Source organism: Microbacterium sp. NPDC076895, assembly GCF_040687115.1.
Taxonomy (GTDB): Bacteria; Actinomycetota; Actinomycetes; order Actinomycetales; family Microbacteriaceae; genus Microbacterium.
Window position 1 is genome coordinate 1 of record NZ_JBFBMQ010000023.1, and the last position, 19870, is coordinate 19870.

Consider the following 19870-nt stretch of genomic DNA (forward strand, 5'->3'; position numbering starts at 1 on the left):
ACCGTCCGCCACCACGACGCGCAACTCCGCCGACTCACCGCCGACTGACCGCATTACCCGGCCAAACCCAGCACCAAGGCCGATTAGCCGGATAAAGTTTCGATAACGCGATGGCCGAGACGTGTGGTGGTGGAACAATCAGCGCCTCCACGGAGAGCTCGACATGCGCACTCCCGCCGAGGTCGAAGCCGACTACTACGCTGGCCACGACACACCCTTGGGAACACCCGTTTCCCAAACCGCCCGATAGGAACGAAACTCAGGGCGAATCAAACGCTGCGGAGGACGCCTACTACCGACAGCTCAGAGACAATCCCCCTGATGAAGGCGACTAGCGGCCGGGAATACAGTTGAGGGCATGCGACTCTCACGGCCTGCGACAGTCGGCCTAGCGGTGCTTCTCCTCACGGGATGCACGCCTGCTGGGCCAGACATGTCTCCCACGCCAACAGGATCGCTCTCGCCCACGGCGTCAGCACCACTAGCGCCAGAGACCGCGACTCCGTCCCCCACGCCGACGTTCGCTCTCAGCAGCCTCGCGCAGCTGTGTGTCGATCGAACAAACACCGGCCTCAACATCAACATCGAGGCACAGGGCATCACGGTGCACGAGGACCACGCGCGAGCCGAGATACTTCCGAGCGGCCGATGGCTTGTGGAAGTGCCGCACACGCAGCCACCACGAGAGAACTTCGTCGGCGGTGAATCCGCCTACGTCTGCGCGATCGGTAACACCCCGCAAGACCCCGAGTTCAATCTCTGGTCGACGGCGGAACTAATCACCGACCAGGAATGGGAAGACGCGATCAACGGGGTCGGATACTACGGGGTGTTCTGACACGACCACACGACGTATCGTCACGACCCCCCGAGCTCCAGCGTTCCGACTCCCCACGGTTCGAGGTCGGCACATCCGGATGGAATCATCGACGCAAACTGCTCTGCGAGCGGTGACCCGCCGCTAGAAACCACGTCTCCGAGGTGGAACTCCTCGCCCCCAAACCTGAGCGTCTCTCCGTCCCAGGACGCTTCGCCGTCGGGGAAGACCAGCACCGTGCCGTTATCGAGAGCTACACAGTTGCCAACCGCCACAAGCGTTCCGGAATTGAGCGCGAGGTCATGCCCATCCAGTTGCGACCCGTCAACCGTCGCAATCTCCAAGACCACCGCCGAAGAGGTCTCGGCCGGGGTCGGCACAGCGTCGCCGTCCGGTGAACATCCGCTCACCGCTACGCCCGTTGCGAGTGCCAACACCACGACCGGCCAAGCCCTGAGCGGAATCGCGCGTCTGCTCAGCATGAGGTGCCATCAATGCAGATGTGAGTGGAGAGGTTCAACATCGCCCAATCCGTCGTCGAGAACCACGAGACGTTCTTCATCGGGTCTCGCCCCTTCGTCAAACCTACGGCGACGGTGCCGACGTAGACCGGGCCCCCGCTATCTCCGCTATCGCTGATCACTCCGCTTACAAACGTGATCCGGCTTGCGGTCCCGTTCAAAGTTGTCACGGTGTTGTTGACGGAGGTCACCGTCGAGCACGTTCTCGCGGTCGTCCGTCCGTACTTGCAGACATAGTTGCCAACCACGGCGTAGCCCGTGCCCGTCACCGGGCGCCCGAGCCCGGTGTTGTAGTGGAACCAGAAGTCCATCATCACGGGACTCCGCATCCATTGGTGATCACCGTAGGGTCCGAGGTGCTCCGCGCGGAAGTCGAAGTTGAAGTTCGGATTGCTGTTGGTGTTCGCCTGCCTCAGATTGTTGGGGCAGTGTGCGGATGTGTACACCCCGAGGTCGGGACCGTTGTTGACCTTCACGACGAACCCCGATGTGCACGCGGCAGAACCGTTTGACGACAGATTCAGGGGTGTGCCGCCCGCTTGACCGTAGCTTGTGTCGTCGACGCCCCCAGGCATCTCACGAGCACTGACAGAGACAACAACGCCTCTCGCGTCGAGCTGAGCAATCGCAGCACGAACAGCGGTCTCGAACTCACTCAGCGGGGCATCCGCTCGCTCCATGCCCGCCACGGGATAGAGCTCTACTTCGACGGACTTCTTTTCGGGGTCCGGGTAGATCGAGAATCCCTGTGATGGCGCCGCCAGCGGTGCGACGGTCTTGGTGATGGAGTCCACGAGTTCAAGGACTGTGGCCTCCGGAACACCGACTCCTTCTACGATCTCCACGTCGACCGGTACCGAATCGAGCATCCGCAGTGCACCCTCAGGGGCCGCGCCCGCGAACACGACAGTGAAGGTCGTGAATGTTGACCTGGCCGCTACGAAAGCATCGGGGTACAGGTCGCGAATCTCCGTCGCAATTCGACCCGCCGCGGGCTGCCACTCCGCCTGAGCTTCCAGCTTGTAGCTCTCTGCCATCTCCTCCGGGCTGAATCGAATGTCGTCGACAGCAGGGAGCTGCTGCTCCGACGTACCGGCGTCACCATCGTCACCTGCTCCCACTGCCGGCTGCAGGGGTAGCAGCAGCGCCCATACAGGTACCACCACCGCGAGCGCAACGTAACGGCGTTTCACTTTCGTCCCCTCGATCTCGCGCGCCGTGTGGGCACGCGGATGCTTGTCAGCGATCTTTCCACCGGCACTCCGCGCGGCGCAACCAACAGCGCGATACGCGCGGCGCCCCGTGGGGTCCTCTGAAGCATGGTGAGGCTGCGCGGCTATCAGGACAGCCCGCGATTCGCCGGAGCGGCATTCAACCGCTGCGTTCCTCGTCATGTCTGGCTGGAAGGCGGTCGCGGAAGTCGCCGAACACACGAGAAATACCGGGCTCCACCGTCCTCGAGGTGAGAGGTAGAGTCGGGGTCTCTCTGACGAGATCCCTGTGTTTCCAGGGAATCTCGGGCCTTCTTGCGTGGTGCACCCCCAGGGACTTGAACCCTGAACCCACTGATTAAGAGTCAGTTGCTCTGCCGATTGAGCTAGAGGTGCGGAGGTTTACGACGCTCAGATTGCGCGGCGAACCGAGGGTCAACTCTAGCATCACGATTACGTCACCGGGAAATCGTGCGAGGCGCCGCCGCCTATCCTTGATCGTGTGACGTCCTCCCCCGCGATGAACAGATTCGACGCACCGTTCGACGGCGATCTCTCGTCGGAACTCGACCTCGCGCTACGGCTCGCGGATGCCGCCGATGCGGTGTCGATGGCCCGGTTCGACGCGGCTGATCTCGACATCCGTGTCAAACCGGATGCCACGCACGTGACGGAGGCCGACCTTGCCACCGAGCGGGCCATCCGCGACATCCTCGAGGCCGAACGCCCCTCAGACGGGATCTTCGGCGAGGAATTCGGGTCGTCGGGCGATGCGGCGCGGCAATGGATCATCGATCCGATCGACGGGACAGCCAACTACCTCAAGGGCATCCCCATGTGGGCGACTCTCATCGCCCTCGCGATCGACGGCGTTCCCCGCGTCGGCGTCGTGAGCCAGCCCGCGATCGGGCGCCGCTGGTGGGGCGCCACCGGACTCGGCGCGTGGACGGCGACGCCATCGGGCGAGGCGACTCGGCTGCAGGTCTCCGACGTCGACGCCCTTGACCGGGCGAGTGTCAGCTTTCAGAGCATCGGGCAGTGGGACGAGGTAGGCCGCGTCGATGACCTCATCCGCCTGACCCGCGCCGTATGGCGTGATCGCGGATACGGCGACGCCTGGCCTTACATGCTGCTGGCCGAGGGCCGCCTCGAGATGGTCGCCGAGTTCGGTGTGAAGGAGTACGACATCGCTCCCTACGTCCCGATCCTGCAAGAGGCCGGCGGCCGGTTCACGGCTGTCGACGGAACCCACACGCTGAGTGATCGATCCGGGATCGCCACGAACGGCATCCTGCACGACGCCTTTATCGACCTGCTACGTGGCGGCGAGGCGGCGTCATGATAACCCGAGCACCGCGCGCGGCGCTGCTGGCACCGATCCTGCTGGCGGCACTGGTCCTTGCTGCGTGCTCGACAACCCCCACTCCGGAGCCCACGTCGGCAACCACCGAATCCGCCCCGCCCGCAGGGCCGATCGAGACCCCGGATGCCTCCCCCAGCTCAACAGCAGAGGCATCAGCACCGACGTGCGACACGCTCATCTCCGCCTCACTGGTCGACGAACTCACCAGCTACGGGTGGACCTCACGCGCCGATGACTTCCTCGTCGGCGCGACGGTCGTCGAGGGAGGCCTGCAGTGCACGTGGGCGGACTTCGACGGGCCCGCGACCGACAACCTGCTGCTCTTCGGGTGGGCACCGATCGCCAGCAGCGAGGCAACGCGCCTGCAGACCGAACTCATCGGTCAAGGCTGGCTGCGCGAGGACGGCGCCCAAGGCACCTACATCACGACAGACCCGCAATACGCCGTCGCGGTCGATGAGGACGGGTACGGCATGACCTACCTGTTCGGCGACGGATGGGTGACTGTGGCACTGACCAAGCAAGGCCTCGTGCTGATCGAACGACCCGACGCGTGAGTTCGCTCCGGTTGAGGCGCGCGCCGTTCCGATAAAGTCAGAGCACTGTCGCCTGACCCGAACGGACGGCATCGATGCCCGGACTGTCCCGCCGCCACTTCCTTACCGGCGTTGCAGCGCTCGCTGCCGCCACCGGACTGAACGTCGACGTGCTCGGACGCGGTCTTGCGGCGCGCGCGCAGACCACCGCACAGACCGCTGCCGGCATCCCGACGACCCTGCAGCAGACGATCCTGCAGGGCAGCGTCATCCAGGGGTCCTACCGGGGACTCGTGACCGGGCCGGGCGAGCCGTACATCCCTCGTCTCGACATCCTGCGTGCCGCGCCCGCGGGCGCGCGCACGACGGCACGACGCTCGCTGCTGTACCTCGGGCACCTCTCCGACCTGCACGTCATCGACGCGCAGTCCCCCGGCCGCATCGAACCGATGATCGTGCAAGACCACTCGGCGTGGGGCTCGGCCTTTCACCCGCAAGATCCCCTGAGCCCGCATGCGACAGCGGCGATGGTGCAGGCGTTCTCGGATGCCCGGTACAGCCCCCTCACGGGCGCGCCAATGAGCGCCGCGATCGTCACCGGCGACTCCGCCGACATGCACTCTCACATGGAGCTGCGGTGGTACATCGATCTCATGGACGGCCTGAGCGTCGATCCTGCCTATGCGAGCTCTAGCTACCAGGGGGTGCAGGCTTGGGCCGAAGCCACGTGGGCGTACCGACCCAGCGACCCGAGCGGCGGAGCGTTCGGCGACTACGGCTTCCCGCAGCTTCCGGATCTGCTCTCCCAGGCGATCGCGAAACCCGTCGACTCCGTCGGCCTGCCGGCCCCCTGGTACGCCGTGTACGGCAACCACGACACACTGCTGCTCGGCACATTCAACCTCAGCCCGCAGCTACACGCCCTGGCGATCGGCGCCCAGAAGTCCTACGCCCTCGAGGGCACCGCGGGGATGGCGCTCGGCGGGTGGGCGGCTGCGACCGGCATCCTGCAACAGGCCGTCGACGCGCTGGGGCTCGCCTGGGGTCGGCCCGGTTTCAAGGAAGTCGCGGCGAGCCCCGAGCGCTACCTCTTCGAGCAGCGCGAGTTCATGGCCGAGCACTTCAACACCCAACCGACTCCTGGACCCGTTGGGCATGGCTTCACCCAGCACAACCTCGACTCCGGCGAGACGTGGTGGTCTGCCGACCTGTCGCCGAACGTCCGTGGTTTCGGCCTCGACACCTGCAATCAGGTCGCCGGACCCGACGGCGGGGTGCCCGAGGTGCAGTTCCGCTGGCTCGAGACGCAGCTGCAGCAGGCGCAGGCCGAGAACAAGCTGGCGCTCATCTTCAGCCACCACAACAGCCTGACGCTCGAGAACAAAGCGCAGCGGTTCGATGACCCGCAGAAGCTCTACGGTGCCGAAGAGTTCGTCGCAATGCTGCTGAAATACCCCGTCGTGATCGGGTGGCTGAACGGCCATACCCATCTGAATCAGATCCTCGCGCACGCAGACGGCGAGCGCGGCTTCTGGGAGATCACGACAGCATCGTGCATCGACTTCCCGCAGCAACAGCAGGTGGTCGAGATCGTCGACAACCGCGACGGCACCCTGTCGCTGTTCACGACGGTGCTCGATCACGCCTCCCCCGCCGTTCCCGGGTCGAGCGGCAGCGTCGCCGACCTCGCGTCGCGGTCGCGCGAGTTCGCCTCCAACGACTGGGCAGAAAGCCCGATGATGCGCCGCGGCTCGCCGCTGGATCGCAACACCGAGCTGCTCCTGAAAGCTCCGTTCGATCTCTCGCGAATCACGGATGCCGCGCTCGAGAAGCAGCATCTGACCGAGAACGCTCGGATCCTGGCGTATGAGACGGAGCGTGGACTGTGAAGCGGCGACTGATCACGGCATCCGTGCTCGCGGCCAGCATGGTGGCGATGGCCGGATGCTCGCAGGTCGAGGCCCTGGCACCGGTCGGCGGCAACCACATGACCGAGATCCGGTACGCCGCTATCGACGTCCTGCTCGCGAAGAACATCGACGTGCTGGTTGCGCCCGTGTGCGAGCAGGACGGCGAGGCGGTGTCGTGCACGGGCGAAACGGCAGACGGTCAGGCGATCACCGTCACCTCGCCTTCCGACGCAACCGACACCGTCACGGTGACGGTCGGCGACGAGACGATCTACAGCGGGAAGTACTGGGACATCCTGGATGACGCAGTGCGAGGTGACCTGTGAGCACGTGGATGCTGCTCGGACGCGCCTGGCGAGTGTGGGTCCCCGTCGTCGTACTGAACACCGCGGTGCAGGCGCTGCTGGTGGTGCCGTTCGTGACGCCCGCGGCATCCGTCGTCTTCGTGCTGCTCGCGCTCGCCTCGCTCGCCGGAGTCGTGGCGAGCGTCGCGCTCGTTGCTGCGGGGTTCCGGTCGGCGCTCGTGGGGAGCAGGCGGTGGCCGAGCTGGGGCGAATGGCTCGCGGTGCTGCTGCTCACGGTCGCCGTCTCAGCAAGCGCGCTGGTCGCCTCATGGCTCGTGATCCCGGCGCTCGCGGTTGCTGCCATCATGCTGCCCGCCGTCTTCGGAGTTCCGCAGCGCACCGCCTGGGGCTTCGGTTTGTTCGCACGTGCACCGTTGCGCGGCATCCTGCTCACGCTCATGACGGTGGCCCTTGCGGCGCTGCTGTGGTTCGCAGCGCTCATGTTCGGCTTCTTCGTCACCGGCTGGGTCGGTGCCGCTCTGACGTGGCTGGTGTTCGGCCTGGTCGGCGCGGTCATCGTTGCGACGTGGTTCGCGACGCGGCGCCGCGACCGCGCGTGATTTAGCCCCTAACGGATGCCTGCATCGGCGTGATCGAGAGATCGACCGACCCGAACGGGAAGGGGAAGACGAACTCCCACGGGCCGTCCGGGCTCCAGTCGCGAATGGGGAGAAGTCCGAACCACACGAGCGAAACGACCAGCGACACCGCCGTGATAGCGAGGATCACAATGGTCGCGCGGTCGAGAATCCGCAGCGCCGCCGGAACCGTCTGCGCTCGTCGAATCACGAGAGTGAGCGCGACGATAAAGGTGAGCACGACGGCAATGATCACCACCGGGCTCGGCGCCAGCGTCAGCGAGATGCACTGCGGCACCACGTCGGTCGGATCGCCGTTCGCGTCGATGTAGCCGCCGTCCGCTCGGACTCCGCCGACGCACCTTCCTGCGCTGCCGCGCGTAAAAGTCACGTACGCGAGGAGCGCGAGGGCGGTCACCGTCGCAACCCGGCGGATGGCGGCGATGATCTCCACACCGGGGAGCACCGAGTTTCCGGTGACGGATGTCTGGGTGTCGGCATCCGTCATGACATCGCCAATCTGTCGAGAAGCGTGTCGGCGGCACCGAAGATGAAGCTCACCTGCATCGCCACCACAACAACAGCGCCCAGCGTGTACCAGAACAGGTACGGGCTGCGGCGTCGCAGGAAGAAGACCCAAAGTCCGACGACGGTCACGATGGCGACGCTGGCGCCGATCACCGTCGCGAAAGCCATGCGAACGTAGTCAGCGGCATCCGGCTCGCTCCACGAGTTCGCGGCGATGCTCAAGAGTCCCGGGATGATCAGAACGCCGAACGCGAAAACCGCCGACGGCGACGTCCACGCCCGATTCCAACGCACCCCGACCTGCGTCTTCGTATCGGTCATCGCCCCACCGTAACCCGGTTGACCCGGGGCACCGCAAGACACGGAAGAATCGAACCGTGAGCTCGTCGCTGTTTGCGCCACCTCGGTTTTCCGACCTCGCCGCTGCGGCAGCGGGTGAGAAGCCCCTGACCTGGCGGCAGCGCCGCGCACGGTTCCGGCAGATCTGGGGGTTGGCCCGGCGCCATGGCCTCCTCCCCTTCCGCAAGCTCGACTTCAGCTACGACCCCGCGACGGCCGAGGTTCGCGCCCGCCAGGCACGCGGCCTCCGCGAAGCGCTCGAAGAGGCAGGCGGCGGGTTCATCAAGGCCGGTCAGCTCCTCTCGACACGCGACGACATCCTGCCGACCGAGTGGGTGCGCGAGCTCTCGCGCCTGCAGAAGGAAGTCAATCCCGCTCCGGCCGCGCAGATCGAGGAACTCCTCGAGCGCGAACTCGGCGAGCGTCGCAGCCGCTTCGCGACCTTCGACGTGGAGCCGCTGGCTGCGGCATCCATCGCCCAGGTCCACCGGGCGACGCTGGATGACGGCAGCGTCGTGGCCGTGAAGGTGCAGCGTCCCGGCATCCGTGCCCTGCTGGACTGCGACATCGACATCATGCTGCGCCTGGCGGGCTGGGCTACCCGTCGCATCAAGCAGGCCCGCCAGTTCGGTGCGCTCGACATCGCGAAGCAGTACGCCCAAGACCTGCGCAATCAGGCCGATTTCGCGCGCGAGGCGAGCAACCTCGAAAGTCTCGCCCAGTCGGCGAAATCGGCACGCGACGAGGTGCGCATCCCGCGGATCTTCCCCGATCTGTCCACCGATCGCGTCCTCACGATGGAGTTCATCGACGGCGAGACGATCACCGCCCTGAGGCGGGAGGGACAGACCGACGAGATCGAGGATGCCCTGCGCACCGTTCTGCGCAGCTTCTTGCGCCAGCTCGTGATCGACGGCGTCTTTCACGCCGACCTGCATCCGGGAAACGTCATCATCGACCCCGAGGGCACGCCGGCACTCATCGACTTCGGTTCGGTGGGGCGGCTCGACCGGGATCTGCGTCAGACGGTGCAAGACCTCGCGATCGCGTTCCTGCAGGGCGACACCCGACGCGTTGCGGATGCCGCGCTGGCGATCATGCCGCTGGCAAACCCCGCCGATGAGCCGGCGTTCCGCCGTGCGCTGGCGGAGTTCGTGACCCACGATCTCGGCAGCGGGTCCCGGGTCACCTTGCGCACGATCGACAACGCCAGCGACCTCTTCACCCGGTACGGCACCGCGCTTCCCGCCGACCTGGTCGCCGCTGGCCGCGCCTTCGCGATCCTCGAGGGGACCCTCCGCACTGCCGCACCGACGATGGATGTCATCGGCGAGTCCCGGGATGCCGCGCAGGCGCTCATCCTGTCGCAGCTGCGCCCGCGGGCCTTGGCTGGGGCGATCGGGCGCTCCGCGCTCGGCGCGTTCCCGCGCCTCCGGCGGCTTCCCGATCGGATCGAGACCATCGTCGGCGATCTTGCCGACGGCAAACTCACCGTCAAGATCCGCCTGTTCGCCGACGATCGCGATCGCCGCGTCGTCACGGGCGTCATCCGTCGCGTCTCGACCGTGGTCCTCGGCGGGATGCTGACCGTCGCGTCGTTCGTGATGTTCGTGCTTCCACCGTTCGAGGGCGGCTCGCTCTCCCCCGTTGCCGCCGGGGTCGCGTTGGCGCTCGGGGCCGCGGCCTCCTTCGTCACGGCGACCGTGGACGCTCTGCTCGGACGCCACCCCTGACACCTGCTGCCCGTGAGCACCCGAACAGTGCAGAATCAGGGCATGGAACGCTTTGACACCGTCGTCATCGGCGCCGGGATTGCGGGGCTCACCGCCGCACGATTGCTCGCTGCCTCTGGCCGCAACGTCGTCATCCTTGAGGCGAGGGACCGCGTCGGCGGTCGCGTGCAGACCGATCGCACAGATGGTGAGGTGACTGATCTCGGCGCCTCCTGGATCCACGGCGTCACCGACAGCCCCGTCGCCGCTGCGGCCGAGGCGTTCGGGATGCGCACGGTGGAGTTCACCGTCGGCGGTTACCAGCCCGACAGCCGACCGATTGCCTACTACGGCCCGGACGGCGTGCGACTCTCGGATGCTGAGGCCCGCGCCTTCGCGGACGACGTACACACAGTCGACGCGGCGTTGCTCGCGGTGATTGCGGCATCCGCGCCCGACGCCTCGTACCGCGACGTCACCGAGCAAGCACTCAACGACCAAGGCTGGGATGCCGAGCGGACCCAGCGGGTGCGGGAATACCTGGAGCACCGGGCCGAGGAGCAGTACGGCGCCTGGATCGAGGATCTCGCAGCCCACGGCCTCGACGACGACGCGATCGAGGGCGACGAGGTCGTCTTCCCGGACGGCTACGACGTGCTCGCGACGCGGCTGGCCGACGGGCTCGACATCCGTCTCGAACACGTTGTCACGAGCGTCGACTGGTCGGATGACGGGGTCGTGGTGTCGACGTCGAACGGCTTGTTCGGCGGCGACTCCGCTGTGGTCACGGTTCCTGTGGGGGTCTTGCGGTCGGACGAGTTCGTCATCAGCCCCCCGCTTCCCGAGCCCGTCGCGGGCGCACTGTCACGCCTGACGATGAACGCGTTCGAGAAGGTGTTCCTTCGCTTCCCGACGAAGTTCTGGGACGAGGGTGTGTACGCCATCCGCCAGCAGGGCCCGGAGAGCCGGGCCTGGCACTCCTGGTACGACCTGACCGCGCTCCACGGGACGCCGACGCTGCTGACCTTCGCAGCCGGCCCCACGGCGCGCGAGGTCGCCGGGTGGGATGCCGAGCGCATCGTCGCCGACATCTTGACGCAGCTTCGCCGGCTGTATGGCGATCGCGTCGTCGAGCCCACCAGCGTCGCGATCACGTCCTGGCACGACGATCCGTTCGCGCGCGGATCGTACGCCTACATGACGCTCGGTTCGACCACCGCCGACCACGACGATCTCGCCACTCCGATCGGTGGCGTGCTGCACCTGGCGGGCGAGGCGACCTGGACCGACGACCCCGCGACAGTCCCCGCAGCGATGCTGTCGGGCCATCGCGCCGCCGAGAGGATCGCCGGTCACGACATCCCTATCGAGACCCTCTGGAGCTGACGCGCATGCAGGCCCTCAGGACTCCGGGTCGTACTGGAACTCGCGCACTTCCTGCGGGCAGCGGCACGCGACAGCGATCTTCGCGGCCCACTCGTAAGCCTCGGCGGCTGTCGGGACCTCGATGATGGTGTAGCCGCCGAACATGTCACCTGTGCTCGGATAGGTGCCCTCAGTCACGACGCCATCGCCGTCGACGGTGACCGGCGCGATGCTCTCGTTGACACCGCCACCGAAGACGTACACGCCAGCAGCCTTCGCCTCCCGGATCACGGCATGCGCCGCATCTCCCACGGCTTCCCACTCGTCGTCGGGAACCACCATCGCCGAGCTCGGGAACGAGATCATGAACTTCGTCATGCGAGCAGTGTGACACCGGGCGTGATCGCGATCCAGCCCTGGCGCTGCCGTGCGTGGTCGTCAGGCTCCCGGCTCGGCGCCTGTCGCGACGGGGCGGCCAGCCGTGTTGGACCACTGGCTCCACGAGCCGGGGTACACGGCGACCTCCACGCCTGCCACCGCTCCCGCAAGCGCCGTGTGCGCCGCCGTGAGGCCCGACCCGCAATACGCAGCGACCGATGTGAGGTCGCTTACTCCGACACTCTCGAACGCTGCGCGAATCGTCGCGGGTGACGCGAAGTTCGCCCCATCGAGCACCACATCGGCGGGCAGGTTCACCGCGCCCGGGATGTGCCCGGCGATGGGATCGAACGGCTCGGACTCTCCGCGGTAGCGCTCCGGCGCACGCGCGTCGAGCAGTACTCCCTGCTGCGGCCAGGCTGCAGCCTCATCGATCGAGATCCCCTCTTCCACACGGTCGAACACAATCGATCCTGGTTCGGGTGACACGTCGCCCGTCTCGAGCGGAAGCCCAGCCGAACTCCACGCCGACAGGCCGCCATCGAGAACACGGATGTCACTCACCCCGGCGCCCCGAAGCAACCACCAGGCGCGCGCCGCCGAGACCGAGCGGTAGTCGTCGTAAACGACCACCGACTCGCCCGCGTGCAGACCCCAGCGGCGGGCGGCATCCTGCAGCGTCTCCCGCGACGGCAGAGGGTGTCGGCCCTTGGAGGGCGCGCCGTGCGTGGCGAGTTCAGTGTCCATGTCGACGTACACGGCACCCGGGAGGTGCCCCGCACGGTAGTCGTCGCGACCGTCTGGCTTGTCGAGGCGGTAGCGAACGTCGAGAAGACGGATGCCGACCCCGGCCTCGAGCAGATCGTGAAGTTCGTGGGCCGAGATGAGCGGAGAGCCGGGCATATCAGCATCCTCGCACGCACGGGAAAACGAAGAGCCTCCCGGACCGGCGCAATCGCGCGCTCCGAGAGGCTTAATCCAACAGTGTGACAGCGGCTTCGGCATCCATCTTCTGTGTGCCGTGGTGGAGATGGGGGGAATCGAACCCCCGTCCATCGCTGGGTCATCGCGCCTTCTCCGGGCGCATTCTGTGAAGGCGTTCTGCTCGGCTCCGACCTTTGTCACAGACACCTAAGTCGACAAGCCCAGCCTGGGAGAAGTCCCGCGTGACGTCCAGGCGCCGTCACGCAGCAAGATCCCTTAGATGACGCTAGGAACCGTAGCGGGATCGCCTACGGGCTAACGGACTCGGGCTCGCTGCTTAGGCAGCGAGGGCGAAGTCAGACTGCTTCTTATTGGCAGTTATTTGTTTGCAGGGGGCGTTTACGAGATAACCCCGCATCCTCGGCCCGCTTCTCGCGAATTCGCAGACGATGTCGAAACCGATCATCCCCATGTGCCTCTGTTGAGGCTGTTCCCTCGATGAGGGGCCGCTGTCACACTGTGGAGTTTCGAAGGTTCAGGATGCAAAGCACCCGAGCGTTACAGGATACAACGGATGCCGCATCCTGCGCATTCCGAAGCACTGTTCTCGAACGCCAAGCGCGTGTCCAGCCCGCCCGCGTAGCCTCACCCCATGAGCGATGTCACGATCACTGTCCGCGGCGAGTCCGAGACCCGGATCACTCCCGAGGAAGCCGTCGCGCGGCTCGCTGTCCGCACCGAGGGGCACGATCGCACCGACGTGATGGCACGTGCGACGGATGCCGTCAGCAGCCTGCGCGCAGATCTGACGGTACGCCAGGACTCCGGTCAGGTGCGCGAGTGGTCCACCGGTCGACTCATGGTCCACGCTGAGCGTCCCTGGAACGCGGAGGGTGCGCAGCTCCCGCTGGTGCACCATGCCTCGCTCGAAGTGTCGGCGACGTTCGCGGACCTCGACGCTATCGCCGACTGGCTGAGCACGATCGCGGAGAAGGACGACATCCAGATCGCGGGGGTGGACTGGCTTCTTACTCAGGCCACGGCAACGGCGACCGAGGCGCAGGTGGCTGCGGAGGCGGTGCGTGTCGCGCTCTCTCGCGCGACCGCCTACGCGGCGGCTATCGGGCGGACCGAGATCACCCCGATCGAGATCGCCGATGTCGGACTGCTGCGCGGCGGCGAAGCGCCCAGCGTGCCAGCGCCTCGCATGATGAAGGCGGCATTCGCGATGGATGCGAGTTCATCCTTGACGCTAGAACCTGCTGACATCGTCGTGTCCGCAGCCGTCGAAGCGCGCTTCAGCGCCCGCTGACCGGGCGCACCGCTACTCCCCCAGGCGGTTCTTGGTGCGCATGGCGCGCTCGGCCTCGCGCTTGTCTTGGCGCTCACGCAGCGTCTGACGCTTGTCGTACTCGGCCTTACCCTTGGCCACCGCGATCTCGACCTTGGCGCGCCCGTCCGAGAAGTAGAGCTTCATCGGGATGAGCGTGTATCCGCCAGCCGAGACGGCGTGGCTGAGCTTGATGATCTCGTCCTTGTGCAGCAGAAGCTTGCGCACCCGCTTGGCCGCGTGATTGGTCCAGTGCCCCTGCGAGTACTCGGGGATATGCACGGCATCCAGAAACGCCTGACCGCCGTCGATGTACGCGTAACCGTCGGTGAGGTTGGCGCGTCCCTGGCGCAGCGACTTCACTTCGGTGCCGGTGAGCACGAGGCCCGCTTCATACGTCTTCTCGATGGAGTAGTCGTGGCGCGCCCGACGATTGGTCGCGATGACCTTCTCTCCGCGTTCGCGTGGCATGGCTCCTCCTTTCGACGCAGCCCACCAGTGTACCAAGCGCGGGCCGCGCGGCAGTCAGCGGGTCAGGCCGGCCCGTTGCCGAACTGGATCGCCAGCAGGGCAAGGAAGAGCCACAACAGGTATCCGACAACGCCGGCGAAGATCGTGACCGCAGCGACCGTGTACCCCCAGCCGATCTGCCGGGCGCGCAGCAGGCGACGGATGACGAGCACGGCGAACACGGTCGTCGCGAGAACCGGAATCCCGAACACGGCAACCGAGATGAGCGGGCCGCCGAGGTTTGCAGCCGCGGCCACACCGAACAGCAGCAGCGGACCGAGCCCGAGGATGATGCCCGCAATCCCCCATGACGGCGCTGACCCTACTGGTTGTGCTGCTCGCGGATTCTGCGCCATCGCTGTTCTCCTCGCTCCCGCCGACTAGGCCCGAAGCCAGCGCCGGATCGCGAAGCCCGCCGAGAGCGCGGCGAGCACGATGCCGATCCCGATGAGGACGGGAATGACCACCAGCACATCGGCGGTATCGACCCAGGTCGCCACGAACGGGATGCGTGAACGCAGGTAGTCCTGCACACCGAACTGCACTCCGGCTACGACGGCGACGCTCGCCAGTACCGAGCCGATGAGCGCAGCGAACACACCCTCGAGGATGAAGGGCGTTTGGATGAACCGATTGGATGCTCCGACGAGCCGCATGATGCCGAGTTCGCGTCTTCGCGCATACGCCGCCAAGCGGATCGTCGTCGAGATGAGCAACACGGCCGCGATGAGCATGAGCCCCGCGATCCCGACGGCGACGTATGTCGCGACGGTCAGCGCAGAGAACAACGGCTCGAGGTATTGCAGCTGGTCCTTGACCTCTTCCACCCCGTCCGATCCCGAGAACGCCTCGGAGATCACTGCTGACTTGGTCGGGTCTGCGAGCGTGATTCGGAACTGCGCACCGATCTGGTCGGCGGTGAGGATGCCGTCATACTCCTCTCCGAGCAGATCGATCGCATCCTGGTAGGCCTGCTCGGCGCTATCGAACTGCAGGTCACTGATCAGGGGAGCAAGCGAATCCGAATCGAGTTTGGCTCGGACGCCGTCGATCTGCTCCTGCGTCGCGACTCCGTTTGCGCAGGTGGGAACCTGCGACAGGGAGCTGCACATGTAGATCTGCACCTGGGCGCGATCGGCCCAGAAGGTGCGCATCGTGCCGATCTGCAGCTGCATGAGCATCGCAGCGCCGACGAAGGTCAGAGAGACAAAGGTCACCAAGACGACGGAGATCACCATCGACGCATTGCGGCGCAGGCCGCTCAGCGCCTCACCGAAGACGAGCCCGGCCCTCATGAGGTGGGCCCGACTTCATCATCGCCGTGCTCGCCGGCCAACCCCAGCCGCTCTGCCAGCCCCAGCTCTTCGACCTCGACTTCGGGGATGTCGATGACAGGCACAGGCTGCGTCGTGGGTCGCGGAGCTGCTGCGGACTGCGCCGCGGAGACCTGCCATTCGGGCGGCACCGACGGTGCATTCGGCGCGGATGCGGGTCGCTCTTCGGGCGAAGGTGCCGGAGCCGCCTCCACCGGAGCCTCTGCAACGGCCGGGGCCGGCACATCGGGGTCGACGGGAGCCGGGCGCACCTCAGCGAGGGCGGAGCCCACAGACGCCGTCGATGGGTCGTCGGCAACATCCACTGCCGCGGCGACGGCGATCTCGGCATCCGTCACTGTCGGCTCGATGCCGACCTCACGCTGCAGTTCGAGGACCGCGGTGAGCGCAGCAGCCGCAGCCGCACCGCGCACCTGCTCGGGCTGAAGCCGCGGCAGACCCGACGTGTCGCCGTAGCCACCGTGGCGCTCGTCACGCATCATCTGGCCGCCGCGCAGCTCGATGACGCGCCGCTTCATCTGATCGACGAAGCCCGCTTCGTGGGTTGCCATGACGATCGTGGTGCCGCCGGCGTTGATCCGCGCGAGCAACTGCATGATGTCGATGGATGTCGCCGGGTCGAGGTTTCCGGTGGGCTCGTCTGCCAGCAGCACCTGGGGGCGGTTCACCAGCGCACGGGCGATCGCCACACGCTGCTGCTCACCACCCGAGAGTTCGTGCGGCATCCGCTTCTGCTTATCGGCGAGCCCGACCAGGGCAAGCGCCTCGGGAACTGCCTGCTTGATGAAGCCGCGCGAGGAACCGATGACCTGCAGCGTGAAGGCGACGTTCTGAAACACCGTCTTGTTCGGCAGCAGCCGGAAGTCTTGGAAGACGGCTCCGACGTGACGGCGGAAGTAGGGCACCTTGCGGTTGGCGAGGGTGCGCAGGTCGCGCCCCAGCACAAGGACATTGCCGGACGTGGCGATGTCCTCTCGCAGAATGAGGCGCAGACAGGATGACTTACCCGATCCCGACGCACCCACGAGGAACACGAACTCGCCGCGGAGCACTTCGAAGCTCACCTGGTCGAGGGCGGGTTTCGCGGTGCCCCGGTATCGCTTGGTGACGTTCTCGAACCGGATCATGGCGATCTGAGCCTAAGCGCGCAGGCGAGCACCGCCGGGTGCGACACCCGTGGCGGCGCAGTCTTCATCGAGAACGTTCAGGCTCGCGGCCATCGGCGCGAGAGCGAAGCGTCAGTCGTCGTCATCCTTGCGCTTGCGCCAGCGGATGCCCGCCGCGATGAAACCGTCGAGGTCGCCGTCGAAGACGACAGCGGGGTTTCCGACCTCGTGACCGGTGCGCAAGTCCTTGACCAGCTGCTGGCCGTAGAGGAAGTAGGAGCGCATTTGGTCGCCCCAGCTGGCCGTGATCGTGCCGGCCAGTTCCTTCTTCTTAGCCGCTTCTTCTTCGCGCTTGAGCAGCAGCAGGCGCGTCTGCAGAACGCGCATGGCGGCGGCGCGATTCTGGATCTGGCTCTTCTCGTTCTGCATCGACACCACGATCCCGGTCGGGATGTGGGTGATACGAACGGCCGAGTCGGTCGTGTTCACCGACTGACCACCGGGACCGGACGAGCGGAAGACATCGACACGAATGTCACCCTCGGGGATGTCGACCTCGACCGCCTCTTCCATGACAGGAATGACCTCGACAGCCGCGAACGAGGTCTGCCGCTTGTCAGCCGCGCCGAACGGGCTGATCCGCGCAAGACGGTGGGTGCCGGCCTCGACCGAGAGCGTGCCGTAGGCGTAGGGCGCGTCGATCTCGAACGTCGCCGACTTGATGCCGGCGCCCTCGGCGTAGGAGGTGTCCATGACCTTCACGGGGTACTTGTGGCGCTCTGCCCACCGCAGGTACATGCGCATGAGCATCTCGGCGAAGTCGGTGGCGTCGTCGCCGCCGGCGCCCGAGCGGATCGTCACGACGGCGGACCGGTCGTCGTACTCGCCGTCGAGGAGGGTCTGCACCTCGAGGTCGCCGATGACCTTCTCGAGGTCGACAAGTTCGCGTCGCGCTTCGGCGGCCGACTCCTCGTCTTCCATCTCGTTGGCAAGCTCAACCAGCACTTCGAGGTCGTCGAGCCGCTGGGCGACTGCCGTGATGCGAGACATCTCGGCCTGCCGGTGGCTCAGGGCACTCGTGACCTTCTGCGCCTGCTCGGGGTCGTCCCAGAGGTCGGGCGCGCCGGCCTCTTCGCTCAGTCGCGCGATCTCTGCGGCAAGCGCATCGACGTCGACGACAGACTGAATGTCGTTGAAAGTGGAGCGCAAGGCCTGGATGTCGGCGGACAGATCGAGTTCGAGCATGACAGTCCAGACTAACGTGGAACCGATGTCCGATCCTCCCGCCCCGATCCGCGCGCGGGACGTGCTGTGGCGATTCGGGCCCATGGTCTACCTCCCGACGGTGCTGTTTGCTCTGGGCGAGGGCGCCGTCATCCCCCTCATCCCGGTGATCGCGGCACAGTTGGGCGCTGACGTCGCGGGCGCCGCGCTGGTCGCATCGGCTCTCGTGGTCGGGCAGCTCGCGGGAAACCTGCCGGCAGGCTGGGCCGTCGCGCGTTTCGGCGAACGCATCACGATGGCCGTTGCCGGCGGGCTGGCCATGGTGGGAGTGGTGGGGATGATCATCGCGCCCGCGCTCGGCGTGTTCGCGGCATCCGTGCTGCTCATCGGACTGTGCGCGGCGGCGTTCGGTCTCGCCCGTCACTCGTTCATGACCACACGCGTGCCGCTCTCATTTCGCTCGCGCGCCATGTCGCTGCTGGGTGGCACGTTCCGGCTCGGGATGTTCGTGGGACCGTTCGTGGCGGCTGCGCTTCTGGCCGCGTTCGGTGACGAGCACGCGGCTATCTGGTTCTTCGGTGTATGCCTTCTCGCCACCGTCGTTCTCGTCGTGTTCGGGGCAGACCCCGAGCAGCAGTTCGCGGCGGTCGAGACGGATGCCGAATCGGATGCGGCTGCGGAGAAGACCCGAGAAGAACTCGATGAAGAGGACACGGGCGAGGCGATCACCGGCAGCATCCGGGTTCCGGGGAGCCGCGAGAGCGTCTTCGCCGTCGCCTGGCGCTACCGGGCCGTCCTGTCACGGCTCGGGGTTGCTGCGGCGTCGCTGGCTGCGGTGCGATCTGCCCGTCAGGTGGTTCTGCCACTGTGGGGCGTGTCGATCGGGCTCGACGCGCAGACCATTGCGCTCGTCGTCGGCGTCTCGGGCGCGATCGATTTCGCCCTCTTCTATGCGAGCGGCCAGGTCATGGACCGCTTCGGACGGCTGTGGGCAGCCCTTCCCGCGATGCTGCTGATGGGCCTCGGATTCCTCGCACTCGCCTTCACGCACGACCTCGACTCGTCGGCGATGTGGTTCGCGATGTTCGCCGCGGTCCTGGGTGTCGGCAATGGGCTGTCCAGCGGCATCCTGCTCACCCTCGGCGCCGACGTCGCCCCGCGCACGGACCCCGCCCCGTTCCTCGGGTCGTGGCGCATGTTCACCGACGCCGGTGGGGCCGCAGCACCGCTGCTCGTCTCGGGGATCGCGGCGGTCTCGACCCTGTCGGTGGCAACCGGCGCGGTCGGTGTACTCGGGCTCCTGGGCGCGGCCGCCTTCGTGCGCTGGGTTCCCCGGTTCGTGCCGCGGTCGGGTCGCGCGGGCTGAGCAGGTCAGTCGGTGACGATCGGGATGCCGGTCGCAACTGACGCGTCACTGACGCCGCCGGCATCGGTGACATCCGTGAAGCCGAGGTCCGTCATGATCGCGACGGCCTGTGCCGACCGGTTTCCGGTGCGGCAGTACACGATGTAGGTGCCGTCGAGGGGCTGCTCGGCAATTTGCTGCTCGAACGAACCCGACTGCAGGTTGACGTTGATCGCACCCTCGAGGTGCCCCTCGGCATACTCGTCGGGCGTCCGCACGTCGATGATGACGGCACCGTCAGGAACCTCGACCGATGGCGTCGCCGAGCAGGCCGCGAGGCTCGTCGCGAGAACAACGGCGGCCAGTGCGGCCAGGGCAAGACGGATGCGGCGCATGAGGTGTCCTTACTTTGTTGAGTGGTGGTTTCGGGGGCGTCGTAGGCTTCTGACCACCCCAGGGGTGCCGGGTATGGCTGTCATGTGGGTGCCGTTCCGA

22 protein-coding genes, 1 tRNA gene and 1 other RNA gene are annotated in these 19870 nt (G+C 66.5%); 10 read left to right on the top strand and 14 right to left on the bottom strand.

Going from position 1 to position 19870, the window contains the following annotated elements; all coding sequences use genetic code 11:
• The first annotated feature begins 433 nt into the window (after positions 1 to 433).
• Positions 434 to 838 (top strand): hypothetical protein, encoded by a 405-nt coding sequence (locus tag AB0O89_RS14425; protein WP_363498962.1) that lies wholly within the window; start codon positions 434 to 436, stop codon positions 836 to 838.
• Between the two features lie 20 nt (positions 839 to 858).
• On the opposite strand, the gene AB0O89_RS14430 is transcribed toward AB0O89_RS14425, so the two are convergent.
• The 3 genes from AB0O89_RS14430 to AB0O89_RS14440 all read right to left on the bottom strand — a co-directional run bounded on the left by AB0O89_RS14430 (position 859) and on the right by AB0O89_RS14440 (position 2945).
• Entirely contained in the window at positions 859 to 1299 is a 441-nt protein-coding gene (locus tag AB0O89_RS14430) for a hypothetical protein (RefSeq protein WP_363498965.1), read from the bottom strand.
• Positions 1293 to 2531, bottom strand: coding sequence for a S1 family peptidase (locus AB0O89_RS14435; RefSeq protein ID WP_363498968.1), 1239 nt, complete (start codon positions 2529 to 2531; stop codon positions 1293 to 1295). The genes AB0O89_RS14430 and AB0O89_RS14435 overlap by 7 nt, the downstream gene beginning before the upstream one ends.
• A gap of 338 nt (positions 2532 to 2869) precedes the next feature.
• A tRNA-Lys gene (locus AB0O89_RS14440) sits at positions 2870 to 2945 on the bottom strand.
• Positions 2946 to 3069: 124 nt separating this feature from the next.
• On the opposite strand from AB0O89_RS14440, the gene AB0O89_RS14445 reads away from it, so the two are divergent.
• From AB0O89_RS14445 to AB0O89_RS14465, 5 genes are all read left to right on the top strand, one after another.
• Positions 3070 to 3891, top strand: coding sequence for an inositol monophosphatase family protein (locus AB0O89_RS14445; RefSeq protein WP_363499019.1), 822 nt, complete (start codon positions 3070 to 3072; stop codon positions 3889 to 3891).
• The gene (locus AB0O89_RS14450; protein WP_300593266.1) at positions 3888 to 4469 is read left to right on the top strand and encodes a hypothetical protein; all 582 of its coding nucleotides are present in this window, start codon (positions 3888 to 3890) and stop codon (positions 4467 to 4469) included. Before AB0O89_RS14445 ends, AB0O89_RS14450 begins: the two co-directional genes overlap by 4 nt.
• A gap of 74 nt (positions 4470 to 4543) precedes the next feature.
• Complete coding sequence (locus AB0O89_RS14455) at positions 4544 to 6337, top strand: TIGR03767 family metallophosphoesterase (protein ID WP_363498971.1); 1794 nt, start codon at positions 4544 to 4546, stop codon at positions 6335 to 6337.
• On the top strand, positions 6334 to 6684 hold the full coding sequence (locus AB0O89_RS14460) for a hypothetical protein (protein WP_363498974.1): 351 nt from the start codon (positions 6334 to 6336) through the stop codon (positions 6682 to 6684). The genes AB0O89_RS14455 and AB0O89_RS14460 overlap by 4 nt, the downstream gene beginning before the upstream one ends.
• Entirely contained in the window at positions 6681 to 7262 is a 582-nt protein-coding gene (locus AB0O89_RS14465; protein WP_363498977.1) for a hypothetical protein, read from the top strand. Before AB0O89_RS14460 ends, AB0O89_RS14465 begins: the two co-directional genes overlap by 4 nt.
• Position 7263: 1 nt before the next feature.
• On the opposite strand, the gene AB0O89_RS14470 is transcribed toward AB0O89_RS14465, so the two are convergent.
• Together AB0O89_RS14470 and AB0O89_RS14475 are read right to left on the bottom strand one after the other, a co-directional pair.
• Positions 7264 to 7788, bottom strand: coding sequence for a hypothetical protein (locus AB0O89_RS14470; protein ID WP_363498980.1), 525 nt, complete (start codon positions 7786 to 7788; stop codon positions 7264 to 7266).
• A complete protein-coding gene (locus tag AB0O89_RS14475) occupies positions 7785 to 8129 on the bottom strand; it encodes a hypothetical protein (RefSeq protein ID WP_363498983.1) in 345 nt (114 codons plus the stop codon). Before AB0O89_RS14475 ends, AB0O89_RS14470 begins: the two co-directional genes overlap by 4 nt.
• A gap of 56 nt (positions 8130 to 8185) precedes the next feature.
• On the opposite strand from AB0O89_RS14475, the gene AB0O89_RS14480 reads away from it, so the two are divergent.
• Complete coding sequence (locus tag AB0O89_RS14480; protein WP_363498986.1) at positions 8186 to 9880, top strand: AarF/UbiB family protein; 1695 nt, start codon at positions 8186 to 8188, stop codon at positions 9878 to 9880.
• Between the two features lie 42 nt (positions 9881 to 9922).
• Positions 9923 to 11245 carry an NAD(P)/FAD-dependent oxidoreductase gene (locus AB0O89_RS14485; RefSeq protein WP_363498989.1) on the top strand — a complete coding sequence of 441 codons (1323 nt, stop codon included), beginning with the start codon at positions 9923 to 9925 and terminating at the stop codon, positions 11243 to 11245.
• 15 nt (positions 11246 to 11260) lie between these two features.
• Here the strand turns inward: AB0O89_RS14485 and AB0O89_RS14490 are convergent, their stop codons facing one another.
• The 3 genes from AB0O89_RS14490 to ssrA form a co-directional block, all read right to left on the bottom strand.
• A complete protein-coding gene (locus tag AB0O89_RS14490) occupies positions 11261 to 11602 on the bottom strand; it encodes a YciI family protein (protein ID WP_363498992.1) in 342 nt (113 codons plus the stop codon).
• Positions 11603 to 11662: 60 nt separating this feature from the next.
• Positions 11663 to 12505, bottom strand: a complete 843-nt coding sequence (locus tag AB0O89_RS14495; RefSeq protein WP_363498995.1) for a sulfurtransferase — start codon at positions 12503 to 12505, stop codon at positions 11663 to 11665.
• Between the two features lie 119 nt (positions 12506 to 12624).
• Positions 12625 to 12996, bottom strand: a transfer-messenger RNA (tmRNA) gene (gene ssrA / locus AB0O89_RS14500).
• A gap of 182 nt (positions 12997 to 13178) precedes the next feature.
• Here ssrA and AB0O89_RS14505 point away from each other — a divergent pair.
• The gene (locus AB0O89_RS14505; protein ID WP_363498998.1) at positions 13179 to 13838 is read left to right on the top strand and encodes an SIMPL domain-containing protein; all 660 of its coding nucleotides are present in this window, start codon (positions 13179 to 13181) and stop codon (positions 13836 to 13838) included.
• Positions 13839 to 13850: 12 nt separating this feature from the next.
• Here AB0O89_RS14505 and smpB read toward each other — a convergent pair whose 3' ends face one another.
• The 5 genes from smpB to prfB form a co-directional block, all read right to left on the bottom strand.
• Complete coding sequence (gene smpB / locus AB0O89_RS14510) at positions 13851 to 14327, bottom strand: SsrA-binding protein SmpB (RefSeq protein ID WP_341578774.1); 477 nt, start codon at positions 14325 to 14327, stop codon at positions 13851 to 13853.
• 62 nt (positions 14328 to 14389) lie between these two features.
• Positions 14390 to 14722, bottom strand: coding sequence for a hypothetical protein (locus tag AB0O89_RS14515; protein ID WP_363499001.1), 333 nt, complete (start codon positions 14720 to 14722; stop codon positions 14390 to 14392).
• 24 nt (positions 14723 to 14746) lie between these two features.
• Positions 14747 to 15661, bottom strand: a complete 915-nt coding sequence (gene ftsX / locus AB0O89_RS14520) for a permease-like cell division protein FtsX (RefSeq protein ID WP_363499004.1) — start codon at positions 15659 to 15661, stop codon at positions 14747 to 14749.
• Positions 15658 to 16827 (bottom strand): cell division ATP-binding protein FtsE, encoded by a 1170-nt coding sequence (gene ftsE / locus AB0O89_RS14525; protein ID WP_363499007.1) that lies wholly within the window; start codon positions 16825 to 16827, stop codon positions 15658 to 15660. Before ftsE ends, ftsX begins: the two co-directional genes overlap by 4 nt.
• Positions 16828 to 16938: 111 nt before the next feature.
• Positions 16939 to 18051, bottom strand: coding sequence for a peptide chain release factor 2 (prfB, locus tag AB0O89_RS14530; RefSeq protein WP_363499010.1), 1113 nt, complete (start codon positions 18049 to 18051; stop codon positions 16939 to 16941).
• Between the two features lie 25 nt (positions 18052 to 18076).
• Between prfB and AB0O89_RS14535 the strand changes: the two genes are divergently transcribed.
• The gene (locus tag AB0O89_RS14535) at positions 18077 to 19396 is read left to right on the top strand and encodes an MFS transporter (protein ID WP_363499013.1); all 1320 of its coding nucleotides are present in this window, start codon (positions 18077 to 18079) and stop codon (positions 19394 to 19396) included.
• A 5-nt stretch (positions 19397 to 19401) separates the two neighbouring features.
• Here AB0O89_RS14535 and AB0O89_RS14540 read toward each other — a convergent pair whose 3' ends face one another.
• A complete protein-coding gene (locus AB0O89_RS14540; RefSeq protein WP_363499016.1) occupies positions 19402 to 19770 on the bottom strand; it encodes a rhodanese-like domain-containing protein in 369 nt (122 codons plus the stop codon).
• Positions 19771 to 19870: the final 100 nt, after the last annotated feature.